This window comes from Streptosporangium sp. G11, from assembly GCF_051192615.1.
GTDB lineage: Bacteria > Actinomycetota > Actinomycetes > Streptosporangiales > Streptosporangiaceae > Streptosporangium.
Window position 1 is genome coordinate 1 of the sequence record NZ_JBPJUQ010000122.1, and the last position, 15557, is coordinate 15557.

16 protein-coding genes are annotated in these 15557 nt (G+C 68.9%); 7 read left to right on the forward strand and 9 right to left on the reverse strand.

Features of this window, described 5'->3' with window-relative positions:
• From pflB to ACSDR0_RS46030, 4 genes are all read right to left on the reverse strand, one after another.
• A partial coding sequence (pflB, locus tag ACSDR0_RS46015) for a formate C-acetyltransferase (protein ID WP_435295304.1) occupies positions 1-1947 on the reverse strand: 1947 nt, incomplete at its 3' end.
• Positions 1948-2118: 171 nt separating this feature from the next.
• Positions 2119-2715 carry a CBS domain-containing protein gene (locus tag ACSDR0_RS46020; protein WP_435295305.1) on the reverse strand — a complete coding sequence of 199 codons (597 nt, stop codon included), beginning with the start codon at positions 2713-2715 and terminating at the stop codon, positions 2119-2121.
• Positions 2716-2943: 228 nt separating this feature from the next.
• On the reverse strand, positions 2944-3099 hold the full coding sequence (locus ACSDR0_RS46025) for a hypothetical protein (RefSeq protein ID WP_435295306.1): 156 nt from the start codon (positions 3097-3099) through the stop codon (positions 2944-2946).
• 21 nt (positions 3100-3120) lie between these two features.
• The gene (locus tag ACSDR0_RS46030) at positions 3121-3483 is read right to left on the reverse strand and encodes a VOC family protein (protein ID WP_435295307.1); all 363 of its coding nucleotides are present in this window, start codon (positions 3481-3483) and stop codon (positions 3121-3123) included.
• A gap of 503 nt (positions 3484-3986) precedes the next feature.
• Here ACSDR0_RS46030 and ACSDR0_RS46035 point away from each other — a divergent pair.
• The 4 genes from ACSDR0_RS46035 (at position 3987) to ACSDR0_RS46050 (ending at position 9089) form a co-directional block, all read left to right on the forward strand.
• On the forward strand, positions 3987-5303 hold the full coding sequence (locus tag ACSDR0_RS46035; protein WP_435295308.1) for a zinc ribbon domain-containing protein: 1317 nt from the start codon (positions 3987-3989) through the stop codon (positions 5301-5303).
• Positions 5300-6469, forward strand: coding sequence for a thiolase family protein (locus ACSDR0_RS46040; protein ID WP_435295309.1), 1170 nt, complete (start codon positions 5300-5302; stop codon positions 6467-6469). Before ACSDR0_RS46035 ends, ACSDR0_RS46040 begins: the two co-directional genes overlap by 4 nt.
• 15 nt (positions 6470-6484) lie before the next feature.
• A complete protein-coding gene (locus tag ACSDR0_RS46045; protein ID WP_435295310.1) occupies positions 6485-8125 on the forward strand; it encodes an AMP-binding protein in 1641 nt (546 codons plus the stop codon).
• 289 nt (positions 8126-8414) lie between these two features.
• Positions 8415-9089 (forward strand): TetR/AcrR family transcriptional regulator, encoded by a 675-nt coding sequence (locus ACSDR0_RS46050; protein WP_435295311.1) that lies wholly within the window; start codon positions 8415-8417, stop codon positions 9087-9089.
• Between the two features lie 32 nt (positions 9090-9121).
• Here the strand turns inward: ACSDR0_RS46050 and ACSDR0_RS46055 are convergent, their stop codons facing one another.
• Genes ACSDR0_RS46055 through ACSDR0_RS46075 form a run of 5 tightly spaced genes read right to left on the reverse strand, consistent with a single transcriptional unit; the run spans position 9122 to position 13434 of the window.
• On the reverse strand, positions 9122-10297 hold the full coding sequence (locus ACSDR0_RS46055) for a thiolase family protein (RefSeq protein ID WP_435295312.1): 1176 nt from the start codon (positions 10295-10297) through the stop codon (positions 9122-9124).
• Positions 10290-10820, reverse strand: coding sequence for a Zn-ribbon domain-containing OB-fold protein (locus tag ACSDR0_RS46060; RefSeq protein ID WP_435295313.1), 531 nt, complete (start codon positions 10818-10820; stop codon positions 10290-10292). Before ACSDR0_RS46060 ends, ACSDR0_RS46055 begins: the two co-directional genes overlap by 8 nt.
• Before the next feature lie 37 nt (positions 10821-10857).
• Entirely contained in the window at positions 10858-11922 is a 1065-nt protein-coding gene (locus tag ACSDR0_RS46065) for a hypothetical protein (RefSeq protein ID WP_435295314.1), read from the reverse strand.
• Between the two features lie 52 nt (positions 11923-11974).
• A complete protein-coding gene (locus ACSDR0_RS46070; protein ID WP_435295315.1) occupies positions 11975-12193 on the reverse strand; it encodes a ferredoxin in 219 nt (72 codons plus the stop codon).
• The gene (locus ACSDR0_RS46075) at positions 12190-13434 is read right to left on the reverse strand and encodes a cytochrome P450 (RefSeq protein WP_435295316.1); all 1245 of its coding nucleotides are present in this window, start codon (positions 13432-13434) and stop codon (positions 12190-12192) included. The genes ACSDR0_RS46070 and ACSDR0_RS46075 overlap by 4 nt, the downstream gene beginning before the upstream one ends.
• 365 nt (positions 13435-13799) lie before the next feature.
• On the opposite strand from ACSDR0_RS46075, the gene ACSDR0_RS46080 reads away from it, so the two are divergent.
• The 3 genes from ACSDR0_RS46080 (at position 13800) to ACSDR0_RS46090 (ending at position 15142) form a co-directional block, all read left to right on the forward strand.
• On the forward strand, positions 13800-14162 hold the full coding sequence (locus ACSDR0_RS46080) for a hypothetical protein (protein ID WP_435295317.1): 363 nt from the start codon (positions 13800-13802) through the stop codon (positions 14160-14162).
• Positions 14163-14329: 167 nt separating this feature from the next.
• The gene (locus ACSDR0_RS46085) at positions 14330-14482 is read left to right on the forward strand and encodes a hypothetical protein (RefSeq protein ID WP_435295318.1); all 153 of its coding nucleotides are present in this window, start codon (positions 14330-14332) and stop codon (positions 14480-14482) included.
• Between the two features lie 288 nt (positions 14483-14770).
• Entirely contained in the window at positions 14771-15142 is a 372-nt protein-coding gene (locus ACSDR0_RS46090) for an STAS domain-containing protein (protein ID WP_435295319.1), read from the forward strand.
• Positions 15143-15557: the final 415 nt, after the last annotated feature.

Consider the following 15557-nt stretch of genomic DNA (forward strand, 5'->3'; position numbering starts at 1 on the left):
CCTGTCGCGGCCGTTCATCGGGTTGGCGCCGGGGGCGAACGGCTCGCCGGCGCGACGCCCGTCGGGAGTGTTGCCGGTGTGCTTGCCGTACACCACGTTGGAGGTGATGGTCAGCACCGACTGGGTGTGCTCGGCGCCACGGTAGGCGGGGTGGCGGCGAACCTTGGCCATGAACGAGCGCACCAGGTCCACGGCGATGTCGTCGGCGCGGTCGTCGTTGTTGCCGTAGGCGGGGAACTCGCCCTCGATCTCGTAGTCGACGGCCAGCCCGCTCTCGTCGCGGATCACCCTCGCCCGGGCGTGTTTGATCGCCGACAGGCTGTCGGCCGCCACCGACAGGCCGGCGATGCCGCAGGCCAGGGTGCGCTTGACCGGGTGGTCGTGCAGCGCCATCTCGACGCGCTCGTAGGCGTACCTGTCGTGCATGTAGTGGATGATGTTCAACGCCTCGACGTAGGTGCGGGCCAGCCAGTCCATCATCACCTCGAACGACGCGACGACCCGGTCGTAGTCGAGGTACTCACCGGTCAGCGGCGCCACGGCGGGGCCGACCTGTTTCCCGGTCATCTCGTCGCGGCCCCCGTTGATCGCGTACAGCAGGGTCTTGGCCAGGTTGACCCGGGCGCCGAAGAACTGCATCTGCCTGCCCACCGCAGCCGCGGAGACGCAGCACGCGATGGCGGTGTCGTCGCCGTGGACGGGCCGCATCAGGTCGTCGGACTCGTACTGGATGGAGCTGGTCTCTATCGACAGGCGAGCGCAGAACCGCTTGAACGGCTCGGGCAGCCGCGGCGACCAGAACACGGTCAGGTTCGGCTCCGGCGCGGGACCGAGGTTGCGCAGCGTCTGCAGGTAGCGGTAGCTGGTGCGCGTCACCAGGGTCCGGCCGTCGGTGCCCATGCCGCCGATCGACTCGGTCACCCAGGTCGGGTCTCCGGAGAACAGCTGGTCGTATTCGGGGGTGCGCAGGAACCGGACGATCCGCAGCTTGATCACGAAGTCGTCGACGAGTTCCTGGGCCTCCTGCTCGGTGAGCCGTCCTTCGTCGAGATCGCGCTGCAGGTAGACGTCGAGGAAGGTGGAGGTGCGGCCCAGCGACATGGCCGCGCCGTTCTGCTCCTTCACCGCGGCCAGATAAGCGAAGTACAGCCACTGGAGCGCCTCGCGCGCGGTGGCCGCGGGCTTGGAGATGTCGTGGCCGTAGGAGGCCGCCATCTGGCGCAGCTCCTCCAGCGCGCGCAACTGCTCGGACAGCTCCTCCCGGTCGCGGATCACCGCGTCACCGGCGAAGGCGCCGTCCAGGCCGCGCAGCTCCGCCTCCTTGAAGGAGACGAGGCGGGAGATGCCGTAGAGGGCGACCCGCCGGTAGTCACCGATGATGCGGCCCCGGCCGTAGGAGTCGGGCAGCCCGGTGATCACGCCCGAGCGGCGGGCCGCCCGGATCTCGGGGGTGTAGGCGTCGAAAACGCCGTCGTTGTGGGTCTTGCGGTATCTGCTGAAGATCTCCCGCACCCGCGGGTCGAGCGTGTAGCCGTACGCGGCCAGGCCGTTGTCCACCATCCGCAGCCCACCGGCGGGCATGATGGCCCGCTTCAGCGGCGCGTCGGTCTGCAGGCCCACGATCAGCTCACGAGCGCGATCGATGTAGCCGGGCCGGTGCGCCATGATCGAGGACGGAGTCGCGGCGTCAACGTCATAGACGCCGCGCCGGCGCTCCTCGGGAAGCAGAGCGGTGATCTTCCCCCACACCGCCAGGGTGCGGTCCGTCGGCCCCCAGAGGAACGACTCGTCCCCCTCGTAGGGGGTGTAGTTGGCCTGCACGAAGTCGCGGACGTCCGCGTGAGCGCGCCACGCCTCGCCATGGAAACCGCGCCAGGGCGCCGAGGTCGCCTCTTGCCGTTCGGCCGACACGCTCGTCATGGCCGTCGTGCTCGTCGTGCTCGCCATGGGAGAACTCCCTCGCCTCTCGTCCACGTTTCCACTGTCGTCGCCGGTGCGGCCCGTCTCATCGGCCGGAGGTCACCGATGAACGGGACCAACGTCCTTGGATCGCCGGGAAGGATTCGGCCACCTCGCCAGCGGCGTCAGCCCCGCCAGAGCACCGGGCACACCGACCCGTTACGGGAGGTGCCTCACCCCGATGACGCCCGGGACGGTCCTGGCCAGCAGGTCGGCGATCCGGTCGTGGTGGCCGTCGGCGTGCCCGCCCAACGTGGCCACACCGTCATGGACGGCGACCTCCCAGCGCGGCCCTAGGGGATACTGCTCGGACAGGACGGCGAGCACGTCCGCACGCAGTTCCACGTCGGAACGGACCAGCACGCGTATCAGGTCACGTCGGCTGACCATGCCGACCACCCGGTCGTCCCGCAGGACCGGAAGGTTCTTGACGCGCTTGGTGACGAGAAGTCCGACTAGCCGAACGGCGTCGGTCGTGGGGGTGACGGTCACCACCTGGCGGGTCATCACCTCCTCCACCCGCAGCGGCGGGCGAGCGGTGTGGCCGGGGGCCATGCGCATCGAGGTACGGGGGGCGGGCTGGAACTCACCTCGCAGCAGGTCCATCTCGCTGACGATCCCCACGAGCGTTCCGTCGTCGTCCAGAACGGGGGCGGCGGTGATGGCGTTGGCGAACAGCACTCGAACGGCCCAGCGCACCGGGTGGGCGGGCAGGAGCGTGACGACCGGGCCGGTCATGACATCGCGAACCAGCATTTTCATCGATCCTTCCAGACAGGGATGTCATCGCGGTCCCGTCGCGGCTCGCCGACCACTTCGACGTTCACGCGCGGGTCGTCTTCTCCCGGGCGGTGCGGGCTCTTTCCGCCATCCCACTCCCATCGCGGCGCCGCGTGACAGGAGCGAAGCTCACCACTTCGAATCCGCTGCGGAAAACGCTGATCACGCGGGTGCGAACAGGCGGGCCATCGGCTCCGCGCAGGGCTAGCCGGCGTCGACGGCCCAGCTTCGGGTCGTGAGCTCCTCGGGGGAGGTACCGGCGCGCAGGGCCTCGGCCGTCTTCTGCGGATCGAACGAGGGGCCGACGGGGTCGGCTGCGTACTCGGCCCCGGTCATGTATGCAGTCGCGTCCTCGGGCATGGCGAAGTTGTCGATCTGCAGCTAGACCGTGTTTCCGTCGGGGTCACGGTAGTAGAGCGAGGTCGTTACGCCGTGCTGGATGGGCACCTGCGGCTCGATCCCGGCCGCGCGGAGGTCCTCGAACTTCTCCAGCAGCGTCTCGAGGCTGGGGAAGGTGAACGCGCTGTGCTGGGGCCCGACCGTGAATGGTGTCCACTCGACCCATGGCTCGGCCGGCGACCCGATCAACGCGATCCGGTGGTGCTCCTCGTCGAAGGTCAGAAAGCACATGCCTGGGTTCTCGTAAACAACGTCGGCGCCCAGAACGGTCCGGTACCAGTCGCGCATCTCGGCGACCAGGTTCGTCTGCAACACGACGTGTGCGAACTTCGGGGTGGCAGTCATCGTCGTCCCCACATCTCGTCAGTTGATGATCATCGGCGCAGCGCGGGCCAACTGTGACCTGGCTTACACTGACCGGTTTCGGCCAAAGTAAGACTTAGTTGAGCATAAGTCAATGAGTAACGCTCAACTAATATCTTCGCAGGTGGAGGCGGCGTGGACGTGTTCGGGCCAATGAATCAACGATACTGTTGACAGGTGGTGCGCAGTGTCGTTACCGTCCCGGGAGAACTGGCTGGCGCGACCCGGTTCGTCCCGCCACGGACACGTTCGGAGAGGGGTGGGCACATGGACGGCGACACCCGCGAATTGCCGGTCGCGCGCCCCGCGAATGATCGGGTCCCGCACGGAAGGCCTCCGCACCGAGACCGCCCCTCCACTCGACCTGCTCCCTGGTCGGCCGCATAATCACGCAGCTCGGGCCGAGGTCCGTCGCCGGATGCCTCGCCGCGCCGAGATCCTGCCACTGAAATGAGTTGATCGTGCCCGATCTATCCAGACCTGCCGTGGTTGCGTCAGGCAGCTACACGCCGTCGTTCTCGGTCCGCCGTGGCCGCCGCCGCGTCCTCGTCGTCAACGGCGATGAGGACGCCGTCACCCTGGCGATCGAGGCTGCTCAGGACTGCCTCACCCGGTACGAAGGGCCCGTCGACGAGCTCCACCTCGCGCTCGCCCGCCCCGAACTGGTCAACGGCCCGCAGGCCGAGATCGTCCGCGAGGCGATCGGACTCGACGCCGGCGTAACCGTGTCGGTCAGCGCCGGCGACTCACTTGCCGGACTGGCGGCGCTCGCCGCAGCCACGAACGCTGTCCAGGCGGGCCGCGTGCGTTCAGTCCTGCTCGTCGCGACGGAGCCCGGTGACAGCGAGCGGGTCTCGGCGGGGGCCGTCGCCGTCCTCGTGGCCGGCAGCGACGCGCCGGCGCTGCGACCAGGGGCCCAGCGGAGCGTCGGCGACGTCGTCTACGGAAACTGGATCGACGGCGATGGCGTGCGACACCTCGGCGACGGCCGTTACCTCGACCGGTACGTCGCCGATCACGCGAAGGCCGCCCTGGCCGCGCTCATCGCGATGGACGGGCTCCCGCCCGCCGCCGTGACCGGCGTGGCCGCCACGGCGGTGGCCATCGCCTGCGGGAGCGACCGGTCCGCCGTCCTCCCGGATCGCGGAGTGGCGGGTCCGCTCTTGGCCGTCCTCGCGGCCGGGTCCGCCGCGACGGGCTCAGCGGCCACCGTGGTCGCGACGACGGCGAGCCGCGTCGTCGCGCTGAGCATCGAGGTCGACGAGGGGGCCCGGCCCCTCCTCCCGACCCTCCCCGGGCCCGTCCCGGAGCTGCCGGAGCCGATCGACGTCCGCTCGTCACCACCGCTGTCGCTGCCGGGCAGCTCGCCTTTCTTCAGGCGATCCGCGCGGGAACTGCTCCGGCTCGAGGGCGCCCGCTGCGACGGCTGTGGCCACGTCGTGTTTCCGCCCTCGCAGCGCACGGTCTGCCCGTCGTGCCACGGCTACGGCTTCACGCCGGCGCCGCTGAGCCGGATCGGCCGCGTCTACACCTACGTCGTCAACCGATTCCTCCCCACCGGTTTCGGCGACCAGATGATCCTCGTCCTCGCCGAGCTGGACGACGGCTCGCGGTACTGGGCGCCGACGTCCGGCATGAGCCCGGACGAGGTGGAGATCGGCGCCGGCGTCGAGCTGCGGGTCCGCCGGTTCACCGACGACGGCGGCGCACCCGTCTACGCCATGAAGTTCGTCCCGCCACGCACCGCCCGCGACGGCGCCGGATCCGCGGGAGCCACGACCGAGTCGAGGGATGTCGCATGAGGAACAAGGTGGCCATCGTCGGGGCGGGTATGACCCCCTTCGGTGAGCACTTCGACCGTGGGCTCGAGCAGCTCGCCGCGGACTCCTACCGGACGGCGCTCGCCAGCGTCGACAAGGGGATCGATCCAGCCGACATCGAGGCCGGGTTCTTCGCCAACGTGATGGGCAGCCTGGGCGGCAACGAGATCCCTTCTGGTGCGACGCTGGCCAACGCCATCGGGCTGCCCGGGCTCCCTGTGAGCAGGATCGAGAATGGGTGTCCGAGCGGCAGTGACTCGATCCGGATCGGTGCGATGGCCGTGGCCTCAGGCGTGCACGACGTCATCGTGGTCGTCGGGGCGGAGAAGCTGCGCGAGCGGTCGACCAAGGAGAGCCTGCTCGAGAGCGGGCGGGTGGGCCATCCCATCCTTTCCTACGCCAACACCGCGGCGACGATCTTCGCCCCGCAGGCGGCCCGGCACATGCACGAGTACGGCACGACCCGCGAACAGCTCGCGATGGTCGCGGTCAAGGCCTGGGACAACGCCTCGCTGAACCCCAACGCCCAGCGCCAGGAGTCAATCACCGTCGACGACGTCCTGAACAGCCCCATGCTCTGTTCCCCGTTCACCGTGCTGGACTCCTGCCCGCAGTCCGACGGCGCCGCGGCGGTCGTGCTGTGCCGGGCGGACATCGCGCACCGGTTCACCGACTCTCCCGTCTACATCGCCGGGGTGGGGCTCGCGACCGAAGGGCTCTACTACCACGAGAAGACCCGGATGACCGGCTGGGACTGTACCCGGCTCGCCTCCTCCCGCGCATACGAGATGGCCGGGATCGCCGCACAGGACCTCGACGCGGTCGAGCTGCACGATTGCTTCACCGGCACCGAGATCATGACCTACGAGGATCTCGGGCTCTGCGAGGAGGGCGCCGGGGGCAAGCTCGTCGAGTACGGCGAGACGACCCTGCACGGGCGGATCCCGGTCAACCCTAGCGGCGGCCTGCTCGCGAAGGGACACCCTGTGGGCGCCACGGGCGTGGCCCAGGTCGTCGAGCTGTTCGGACAGCTGCGCGAGCAGGCCGGCGCCCGGCAGGTCTCACTGCGCAACGGCAAGGCGCTCCAGCACAACGTCGGCGGTTACTCCGTCGGCATCTCCGTCGTCACAGTCCTATCACGGGACTAAACAGAGAGGCTAACGATGGTTGAGCTCAGCACCTCGGATCTCCGCCGGCTCGTCGAGGCCGACCGGGACCTTCGCCAGCTCGTGGAGGACCGTGCGGAGCGGTACACTGACAGAACGTTCCTCCGGTTCGGCGGTGCCGACCTGTCCTACGGCGAGATCGACTCCCTCGCCGACCGTGCCGCCCAGGGCCTGATCGCGGACGGCATCGCCCGTGGCGACGCGGTGGCGATCATGATGCGGAACTCCCCCGACTGGCTGTCCGTCTGGTTCGGCGCCATCAAGATCGGCGCGACGATCGTGCCGATCAACGTCGCGCTGCGCGGCGACGGCCTGATCCACGTCCTCAACGACTCCCGGGCTGTCATCGTGATCGTCGATGCCGACCTGCTCCCCCAGCTGCAGGTCGTGCTGGCAGAGCTCCCTCGCGTACGGCGCGTCGTCGTACGCGAGGCCAGCGGCCAGACAGGCCACGGCACCGGGCACGCCGACATCCGGGAGTTCCTCGACCACCCGGCCGTCCGGCCACCGGCGCTGGACCTGCGCACCAAAGACCCGGCGACCATCCTCTACACCTCCGGTACGACCGGTCCGGCCAAGGGCTGCCTGCTCCCGCACGGACAGTACGTCGCCGCCGCGCACCAGATGGCCGTCAACCTCGAGTACGACGACTCCGACACCCTGTACTCGTGTCTGCCGTTGTTCCACATCAACGCGCAGAACTACTCCGTGCTCTCCGCCTGGACCACCGGCGCCACGCTGGCCCTGGACGTGACGTTCACCGCGTCTGGCTTCTGGCGACGGATCATCGACACCGATGCCACCGCGTTCAACATCATCGGCGGCATCCCGCAAATGCTCTGGAACCAGCCGCCGTCCGAGCTGGACCGGGCGCACAAGGCCCGGGTCGCCTTCGGGGTGCCGGTGCCGCTGGAGATCTGGGAGCAGTGGGAGGAACGCTTCGGGGTGCAGATCGTCTACGCCTACGGGATGACCGAGAACGGGCTGCCGACGCTGTTTCCGTACGCCAACACCCCGGCACCCGCGTACCTGCGCGGATCGGGTGGGCAGGCCAGTGCCAGTGCCGAGGTCGCGGTCCTCGACGAGGACGACCGGCTCGTCCCCGCCGGGACGGTCGGCGAGATCGCCACACGGCCGAAGATCGCCCACACGATGATGCTGGAGTACTTCGGCAACCCGGCCGCGACTGTCGCCGCGATCCGTAACAGCTGGTTCCACACCGGCGACCTCGGCTACCTGGATGAGGAGGGCTACCTCTTCTACGTCGACCGTAAGAAGGACGCCATGCGCCGCCGGGGTGAGATGGTGTCGAGCTGGGACGTCGAGTCTGTTGTGCGCAAGCACCCGTCGGTAGCGGACTGTGCCGCGTACGGGGTCCCCTCGCCGCTCGGCGAGGAAGAGATCATGGTCACCGTCGTACCCGAGGCGGGTGGCGAGTTCGAGCCCGCCGCACTGCTGGAGTTCTGCCGCGAGCGGATGGCCTTGTTCCAGCTTCCGCGCTACGTCCGGGTCGTCGAGTCCCTCCCCAGGACCCAGACCGAGCGGATCGAGAAGTACAAGCTCCGCGCGGAGGGGATCACGGAGGACACCTGGGACGCGACGGCGTCCCTCGCGGCCAGCGCGAAGATCGCCGGATGAGGGGGGCGGTCCCGGGCGCCACCGCTGGCACCCTCGTCTGAGCAGCCTCCCGCCCCCCATAGGGGGAGCTCACCAATGCGCCCTTAGCGAACGGCGAACGCTCAGCGTTCAGGTGGTTCACCAGATGCCGGCGGCGGTTCATCACCGTCGCCTTCGATCACCTCATCACCGGGGGCGCCGATGTAGGCCTGCAGGGATTAGCGCCGGCGCAAGCTGAGCGGGCGGCACCGAGTGGTACTCGCGGCTATCGTCGACCATGACAGGTAGCCGTCGAGTAGCGGGAGACGCCGTGGAGACCTCCGAGCCGCCGAACCCACGGATCTCGCGGCGTCAGGCCTCGGCCGAGGAGAGCAGGCGCAAGCTTCTTGAGGCCGCTCTGTTCCACTTCTCGCGCCGGTCCTACGACGAGGTCACCGCCGCGGAGATCACCGACACCGCCGGCGTTGCGGCCGGTCTGCTGTTCCACTATTTCCAGAACAAGCGCGGCATCTACCTGGAGGCACTGGCCGAGGCGACGCGTCGGCTCGAGGCCGCACACAACACCGATCACGAGGCCGAGCCCGGCGTGCAGGTGCGCCAGATGCTGCACCACCACTTCACCTATCTCATCGCGAACAGGGAGCTCGCGCTTAACGTGATCCTCGCCCGCAACGCCGTCGGGCACGAGGCGTCTGACCCGTTCGAGCTCACCAGGTGGGACACCATCACCTGGGCCTGCCGGCTGCTCGACCTGGATCCCAACCATCCCGCGCTGCGCCTGATGTGGCGGACCTTCGGCGGCGCCTCGGACCAGCTGACTGTCACCCTGCTGCAGACCGGCCCGCCCTACGCCGTCGACTCCCTCGTCGAGGCACTCGTCGAGGTCCTGGTGGGCGCGTTGCGGGGCGCCGCCACGCTGGACCCCGAGCTCGAGGTCGACAAGGCGGTGGACGAGCTCCGGCGGCACAGGCCGTCGGCGAGGTAACCGGCGCTACGTGGACCTCTGGCCCAGGTGTTTCAGGCCGACAGCACCGTGCAGGTCGAGAACTGGTTCGCACCCCCCTGCCCGGTCGCCACGGCGACCCTCGTGCCCGGGACCTGCCGCTCACCGGCGGAGCCCATGACCTGCTGGGCGCATTCCGCCAGCCTGATGAGTGCCGTGGCGCCGACCGGGTTGGCAGCCTGGGGCCCACCTGACGGGTTGATCACTGTCTCGGTCCCCCACCGACCGAAACCGGAGCGGACAAGGTCTGGGCCGTCGGGTGCGTCGCACAGCCGTAGCGGGCCGTAGGCCATGGTCTCCGCGTGCGTGAAGGGGGCGTGGATCTCGACGACCTGCGCCTGCCGGGCATCCGAGATGCCGGCCTGCGCGTAGGCCCGCTCCGCCGACCGACCCAGAGTGATCATGTCCTCCAGGTTGCCGATCGGGCGTTGCACCCGGTCCCCCATGTTGTAGGTGTCGCTCACCGAGGCCCTGCCCCGGACGTGGGCCAGGGGGTGGCTACAGCCCTCGAACCGCTCGGACCGGACGATCACGACGGCGCACACCCCCTCCGACACCGGGCAGGCGTCCAGCTGCGTGACCGGCCACGCGATCATGCGCGACCGCAGGACGTCCTCCGCGCCGTACCGTGTGCGGATCTGCGCGAGCGGGTTGCGCGAGGCGTGGTCGAAGTTGCGCTCGGCGACCTGGGCCCAGACCTCCCGGGTGTAGCCCCAGCGCGCCATCATCCGGGTGGCGCGCAGCGCGCCCATCGAGATCGTCGACAGGCCGGTGTCCCTCTCGTAGATCGGGTCGAAGATCGAGTTAAAGATCGCGGGCACGCTGTTTGCCTGCGCCATCCTCTCGACCCCGACGACGACCGCCACGTCGCCGCGCCCGGCCTCGAGGAGGTCCATCGCGGCGTAGGCCGCCGCGATGCCGGTGGTGCCGCCCGTGTTGATCCGCATGCTCCAGCGGCCGATCGCGCAGGCCGCGGGGAGGAAGCGCTTGTCCGGGCAGTTCTCTCCCGAGAGGCCGTCCGGTGCGAAACCACCGACGACGACGTCGACGTCCCGGGCGGTGAGGCCGGCGTCGGCGAGTGCCTCCCGCACGACCTGGCCCACCAGTTCCGGGGTGGACCCCTCATGCCGGCGCCGGTAGGGCGTCTGCCCCACACCGGCGACCGCGAGCTCGTGGCCGGTCTCAGGCATCGGTGGCCACCAGCTCGAAGGCGAAGTCGGTGATGCGGCCCTCGCACTTGTCGGAGAAGACGACCCGTACCCGAGGCCGGGTCAGCAGCAACGCCCCGGCCTCGTCGAAGTCATGCAGGTCGATCCCGTGGACCGTGTTCAGCACGGCGCTGGAAGCTCCGTCGAGAGTGACGTAGCCGACCACGGTCGGCGGTTCCGGAAGCCCGGGGAACGACGTCGTCAGGATCGTGAAGCTGTCCAGGATGCCTTCGGTACCGACCTCCCGCCACTCGTCGATCTCGACGTAGCAGGCGTCGCAGAACCTGCGGGCCGGCACGAGTACCCGGTCGCACGCGGGGCAGTGCGTGCCCATGATCCGCTGGTTGAGCCGGAGCTCGTTGAAGAATCGACTGGCCGAGGCACCCGCGAAGTAGGTGTACTCGAAGTTCCAGTGGCCCTGGATCGTCACCGGCTCCTCGACGGGGTCGGTCGTGATCCCTTCCGCGGCCGCGTCGCCGTCCGGGAGAACCGGCGTGCTGCTCATCAGCTGCTCCTCGTGCTACTTGTCGGTGGGTTCCGGATCACCTGCAGGACCGCCCGTGCGTCGCGTCGTAGTGTTCAGCGTGCCCGAGTACTACGACGGCCTGGGTCTGGGCTGCGACGACGGAGGCCCCCGAGGCGAGGGCGAGGGCTCCGTCACCCTCACGGACCCGCTGCACCGCCCGGGCAATCCGGATCAGGCCCATCGCGGGGGCGCAGTAGCCGACCGACCGTGCTCCGGCCGGGTCGAGCCGTGGGTCGAGCGCGAGCGCCTCCATCCCGCGCCCGGACCCGGCCGCCCCCACCGCCTCGAGCGCGAGCGCCTCGTCGAACATTGTCAACGCGTCGATCTCCAGCACGTCGATCTCGTCGATGGAACGCCTGGCCTCGCGCAGGGCCTGCTCCCCAGCCGACCGCAGGGCGGGCAGGCCCGTCAGGTCTCGGTCGCCGAGCTCGAACGGCTCGGTGCTCATCCCGACCCCAAGCACCTCGACCGGCCCGGGTTCGCTGCTGAGCACCACCGCGGACACCACATCTCCCCAGACCGGCAGCTCGGCGTCCCGCAACGGCCAGGCCGCAGCCGGGATCCGACCCGCTGCGCTCTCGACCTCACCGCGGCGGGTCGCCGCCGCCGCCCGGTGCTCAGCGTACTCAGGGTGCTCGATGAGCGCGCGGGAGGCGCGCAGCCCGCTGACCCCGATCTCGGTCATGCCCAGCGGACGCGTGGTGAACGGGTCGAACAGCGCGTGCGCGATGTCGTCGACCGGACCCTCGCTCGCCCGGCCCCACGCGGCCACCAGGCAGGTCCGGACCGAACCCGAGCGGATGCGGGCGTCCCCGAGGACGAACGCGGCGGCCCCGTCATCGCCCAGCCTGGTCTCGTCCTTCAGGAACGCTGCCGCTGCCGGCGCCGTGATCATGTTCGTGAGGGAGCGGCCGTCGACGAGGTCGTGCGCGGCGAGCACGACAGCCTCGAGGTCGCCGACCGGCATCCTCGCATCGTCCAGGGCGCCGCGGACGCACCGGAAGATCAGGTCGGTGAGACTCGCCGAACTGTCCGCCCAGGAGGAGCTCACCGCCGTCCCGTGCACGTAGACGCGCTGCACATTGACCTCCTCGTCGTCGCTCGGCCGGGCCCGGACACCGGGCGGGCCGCTCTCACCCGTCGTCCTTCACGTCGCCGGTCAGGGAGATCGCCTCCATCGGGCAGGCGTCGGCGGCCTTACGCAGCTCGCTCTCGGTCCACTCCCCGGACGGCAGGAAGAACGCCTGCCCCTCGTCGTCGAAGTCGAACGCACCCGGGGCGTGCTGAGTGCACATGCCAATCCCGGCGCACCTGTCGTGGTCGACCTCGGCCCCCTCGAACCCGGCTGTCATGACTCGTGGAAGGTGACATGCAGCTGGGTGAGGCTGCGGGAGACCACCGTCGGCGCGTAGTGCAGTTCCTGCTCGTGGATCGTGTAGCGGGGGAATGCCTGCGACAGGCCGCGGAACGCCTCCTCCGCCTCCAGCCGGGCGAGCGGGGCCCCGAGGCAGGTGTGGATCCCCTGGCCGAACGCGGTGTGCTTATTCGGCCTGCGCGCGATGTCGAGCCGTTCCGGGTTGGTGAAACCCGCGGGATCGCGGTTGGCGGCGTGCTGCACGAGCAGCACCCGGTCACCGACCTCGATCCGCTGGCCGGCCAACTCCAGCGGCTCCTTCGCCCAGCGGGCTTGGGCACGGATCGGCCCGTCGAAGCGCAGCACCTCGTCTGCGGCGGAGCGCGCCAGCGTGGGGTCCGCGCGCAGCCGCGCCCACTGGTCGGGGAACTCGTCGAACGCGACGATGCCATTGGCCAGCAGGTTCATCGTTGTCTCGTGGCCGGCGAACACCATCAAAATCGCGTTTGCGACCACCTCGTCGTCGGTGAACGCGTCGCCGCCGTCTGCGGCCTGTACCATGCCCGAGATCAGGTCCTCCCGGGGGTCCCGTCGCCGCTCGACGATGATCGGCTTGAGGAACTCGGCGAGCTCGTGCATCGCCTGCTCGCCCTTGCGCATCCGGTCGGTGTCGTTGCCCCGGACGAAGATTACCGCCCCCAGGTCCTCGGACCACTTCCGCAGCGACCCCCGGGCCTCGGTGGGAACGCCCAGGTACTCCGCGATGACCACCACCGGGAGGGTGAACGCGAAGCGGGCGAGGAAGTCGACCTCCTGCTGTCCCCGGATCGGCTCGATGAGCGAGCTGACGAGCTCCTGGATCCGCGGCCGGAGCACCTCGACGCTACGCGGGGTGAAGGCTTTGTTGACCAGCTTACGCATCCGGGTGTGGTAGGGGGGATCCTTCCACACGAAGATCTTCGACAGCAGCCTGAAGAGCTGCTGGTACTGGGACGACGCCTCGCTGAGGTCCTCGCCGAACGGACCTGAGAAGCGGTCCGAGGACAGCTTCGTGTGGCTCCGGAAGCCCTCGACGACCTCCGGGTACCCGGTGACGATCCAGCCGTTCCACCGCTTGTTCCAATAGACGGAGCGGGTCTCCCGAAGTCGCCGGTAGTACTGGAACGGCCGGTCGATCGCCTCGGGCGACAGCAGGTCGTCGAGATCGGTTGGGTTGTCAGGCAGGACTGTCTCGCTCACTGCCGCCTCCGTTCGTATCCACTCTGATGGGCGTTCCGCACTCCGCCCCGTCCGGAGCGCTCACGGTGCCCCGTGCCCGGTGCGGGCGCGTCGCCGCACCTCTGCTCGCCGGGCCGACTGTAGGCAGTACCCGCCGAAGTGTCAACATAGTCGTTGACATAGTCAGAGACAGGGGAGCGGACGCCATCGCATGTCACCCTTCAATGAGGCTCATGTCAACGGATATGTTGACATAGCTGTTTAGGGACTCTCTAATAGAGCGCACCGACGGGGCGGGGCGTGTCGACGCGACGAGCCACCCCGGACAACAGCGCGAAGGAGCTCGGCATGACGGTGGTGGGCCAGGCGCATGTGCGATCGACGAGGTGTTCGCCAGCCGGCTGGATGACATCGAGGCGGCGCTCGCCGACGGAGACGCGGACCGTATCGGCGCCTGCTTCGATAACGCCGTCATCGAGTCGTTCTGGGGTCGGATGCAGACCGAGCTACCCAATTGCAAGCGGTGGAAGACCCGAATCGAACTGGCGAATGCGATCTTCGAGCACTTGGAGATCTTCCCCAAGCCATTGAGGCAAGACCTCACACTGAGGCCCTCGCCAGAAGCGGCTCCAGCCTATCTGCGCCTCAACCTGTTCAACACCCACATCCGGGGAGGTCCACAGGCACCACCTCGATCACTGGGATCTCATCGATCTACGAGAGCCGACCCTGTTGGCTCAGATAGCTGAGAAACCCATTCTCATGGCTCAGACCGAGCGAGAATGGTCCATTTCCAACGAGAAGGGACACCCAGACCGCTGCTCGCCTGAGTATGGATCCAAAAGCTTGCAAGCTTGAAAGGAGCCGGTTAGGCGCGGCTGATGGCTGGCGGGTGATCCGGCCCTGTGAGCGCGGCGTGGGTCAGGGGCTTGTGCGGGGGGTTGGTGGCCAGGCGCGCATCCGGCAGCCGCCGACCGGGCACAGCAGCATCGCCACCGGCCAGGTCAGCCGGGTGCTGGCCCTCGACGACATCGCTGAGGCGATCATCGCCCACACCACGCCGGCCTGACTCCCCCGGAGGTGGCGCCCCGCCGGCGGCAACGCGAGCGGGCGTCGCGGTGAGGGCGTCGTGGTGAGGGGATGGTGCGCGCTGCCGGGAATGTCCGCGGCGGCCGAGCCACGGCGGGTGACGGGGTGTGATGGCGGTCCTCGACGACGTCGCGTTGCGTTTCGTCTGTGGCCACGGGCATCTGTGCCCTTCCTCGGGGTATCGCGGGGGTCGTTCACCGGCCGCTACCGTGACCCATCGCGGCCCATCGCGGCCAGTCGTGACCCATCGCGGCCAAGGGAGGATGAGGTGGAGGATCGCGGGCAGGCGTTGCGGGTTCGGGTGACCCATCACGGGCATTGCAGCGTGCTGGAGGTCGGCGGGCACCTGGACTTCGTCACCGCACCCACGCTCACCGGCCACGTGAAGGCGGTCTGGGATCGAAGCGAGGGACCCCGGCTGGTGCTGGAGGTCTCCCAGCTGACCTTCTACGACTCCACCGCCCTGGCGGTGCTGGCCTACACCCGCCAACGCGTCCGCGACACCGCCACCGGCCGGCTGCTGGTCGCGGGCGTCCCGCACGGACTGCGGCAGTTGCTGTACCGCACCGGCCTGCTGGCCCACTTCGAGCTGCGCGACAGCGTCGACCAAGCCGTCGCCGAGCTGCTCCCGGAGGTGTGAAGGTTCAACTCTTTACGTCCCCGGCACCGAAAATCTGTAGTGGCCGAAGTAGACATCCGTGGTGGATGGGGGTAGAGTTTCTGACATCGCAAGGAACGGATCCACGAGGGCAGAGCAGGACGTAGGCATCACGACGAACTGCCCGGACGAGCGTGGATAGCTGGATACAAAGACGAAGCAGTGAAGAGGGGCAGAAGGTCGGACGTGCCAGGACCGGCAGTGGTTGAAGGGTCCCGGCCGTGGACGCGCTGCCACAGCAACAGCAGTGAAACCAGAAACACCGTCGGACGCGCCAGGACCAGCAGTAGGTAGAAGGTGAAGGGTCCCGGCCGTGGACAAAGCAGCTGCGGCAAGAAGTGAACGGGCAGAAGGTCGGACGTGCCAGGACCGGCAGTGGTTGAAGGGTCCCGGCCGT

Excerpts from the sequence above, each read along its gene's own strand:
- ACSDR0_RS46020 (WP_435295305.1), bottom strand. The coding sequence starts at position 2,715 with ATGCTGGTTCGCGATGTCATGACCGGCCCGGTCGTCACGCTCCTGCCC.
- ACSDR0_RS46025 (WP_435295306.1), bottom strand. The coding sequence starts at position 3,099 with ATGCCCGAGGACGCGACTGCATACATGACCGGGGCCGAGTACGCAGCC.
- ACSDR0_RS46030 (WP_435295307.1), bottom strand. The coding sequence starts at position 3,483 with ATGACTGCCACCCCGAAGTTCGCACACGTCGTGTTGCAGACGAACCTG.
- ACSDR0_RS46040 (WP_435295309.1), top strand. The coding sequence starts at position 5,300 with ATGAGGAACAAGGTGGCCATCGTCGGGGCGGGTATGACCCCCTTCGGT.
- ACSDR0_RS46045 (WP_435295310.1), top strand. The coding sequence starts at position 6,485 with ATGGTTGAGCTCAGCACCTCGGATCTCCGCCGGCTCGTCGAGGCCGAC.
- ACSDR0_RS46055 (WP_435295312.1), bottom strand. The coding sequence starts at position 10,297 with ATGCCTGAGACCGGCCACGAGCTCGCGGTCGCCGGTGTGGGGCAGACG.
- ACSDR0_RS46060 (WP_435295313.1), bottom strand. The coding sequence starts at position 10,820 with ATGAGCAGCACGCCGGTTCTCCCGGACGGCGACGCGGCCGCGGAAGGG.
- ACSDR0_RS46070 (WP_435295315.1), bottom strand. The coding sequence starts at position 12,193 with ATGACAGCCGGGTTCGAGGGGGCCGAGGTCGACCACGACAGGTGCGCC.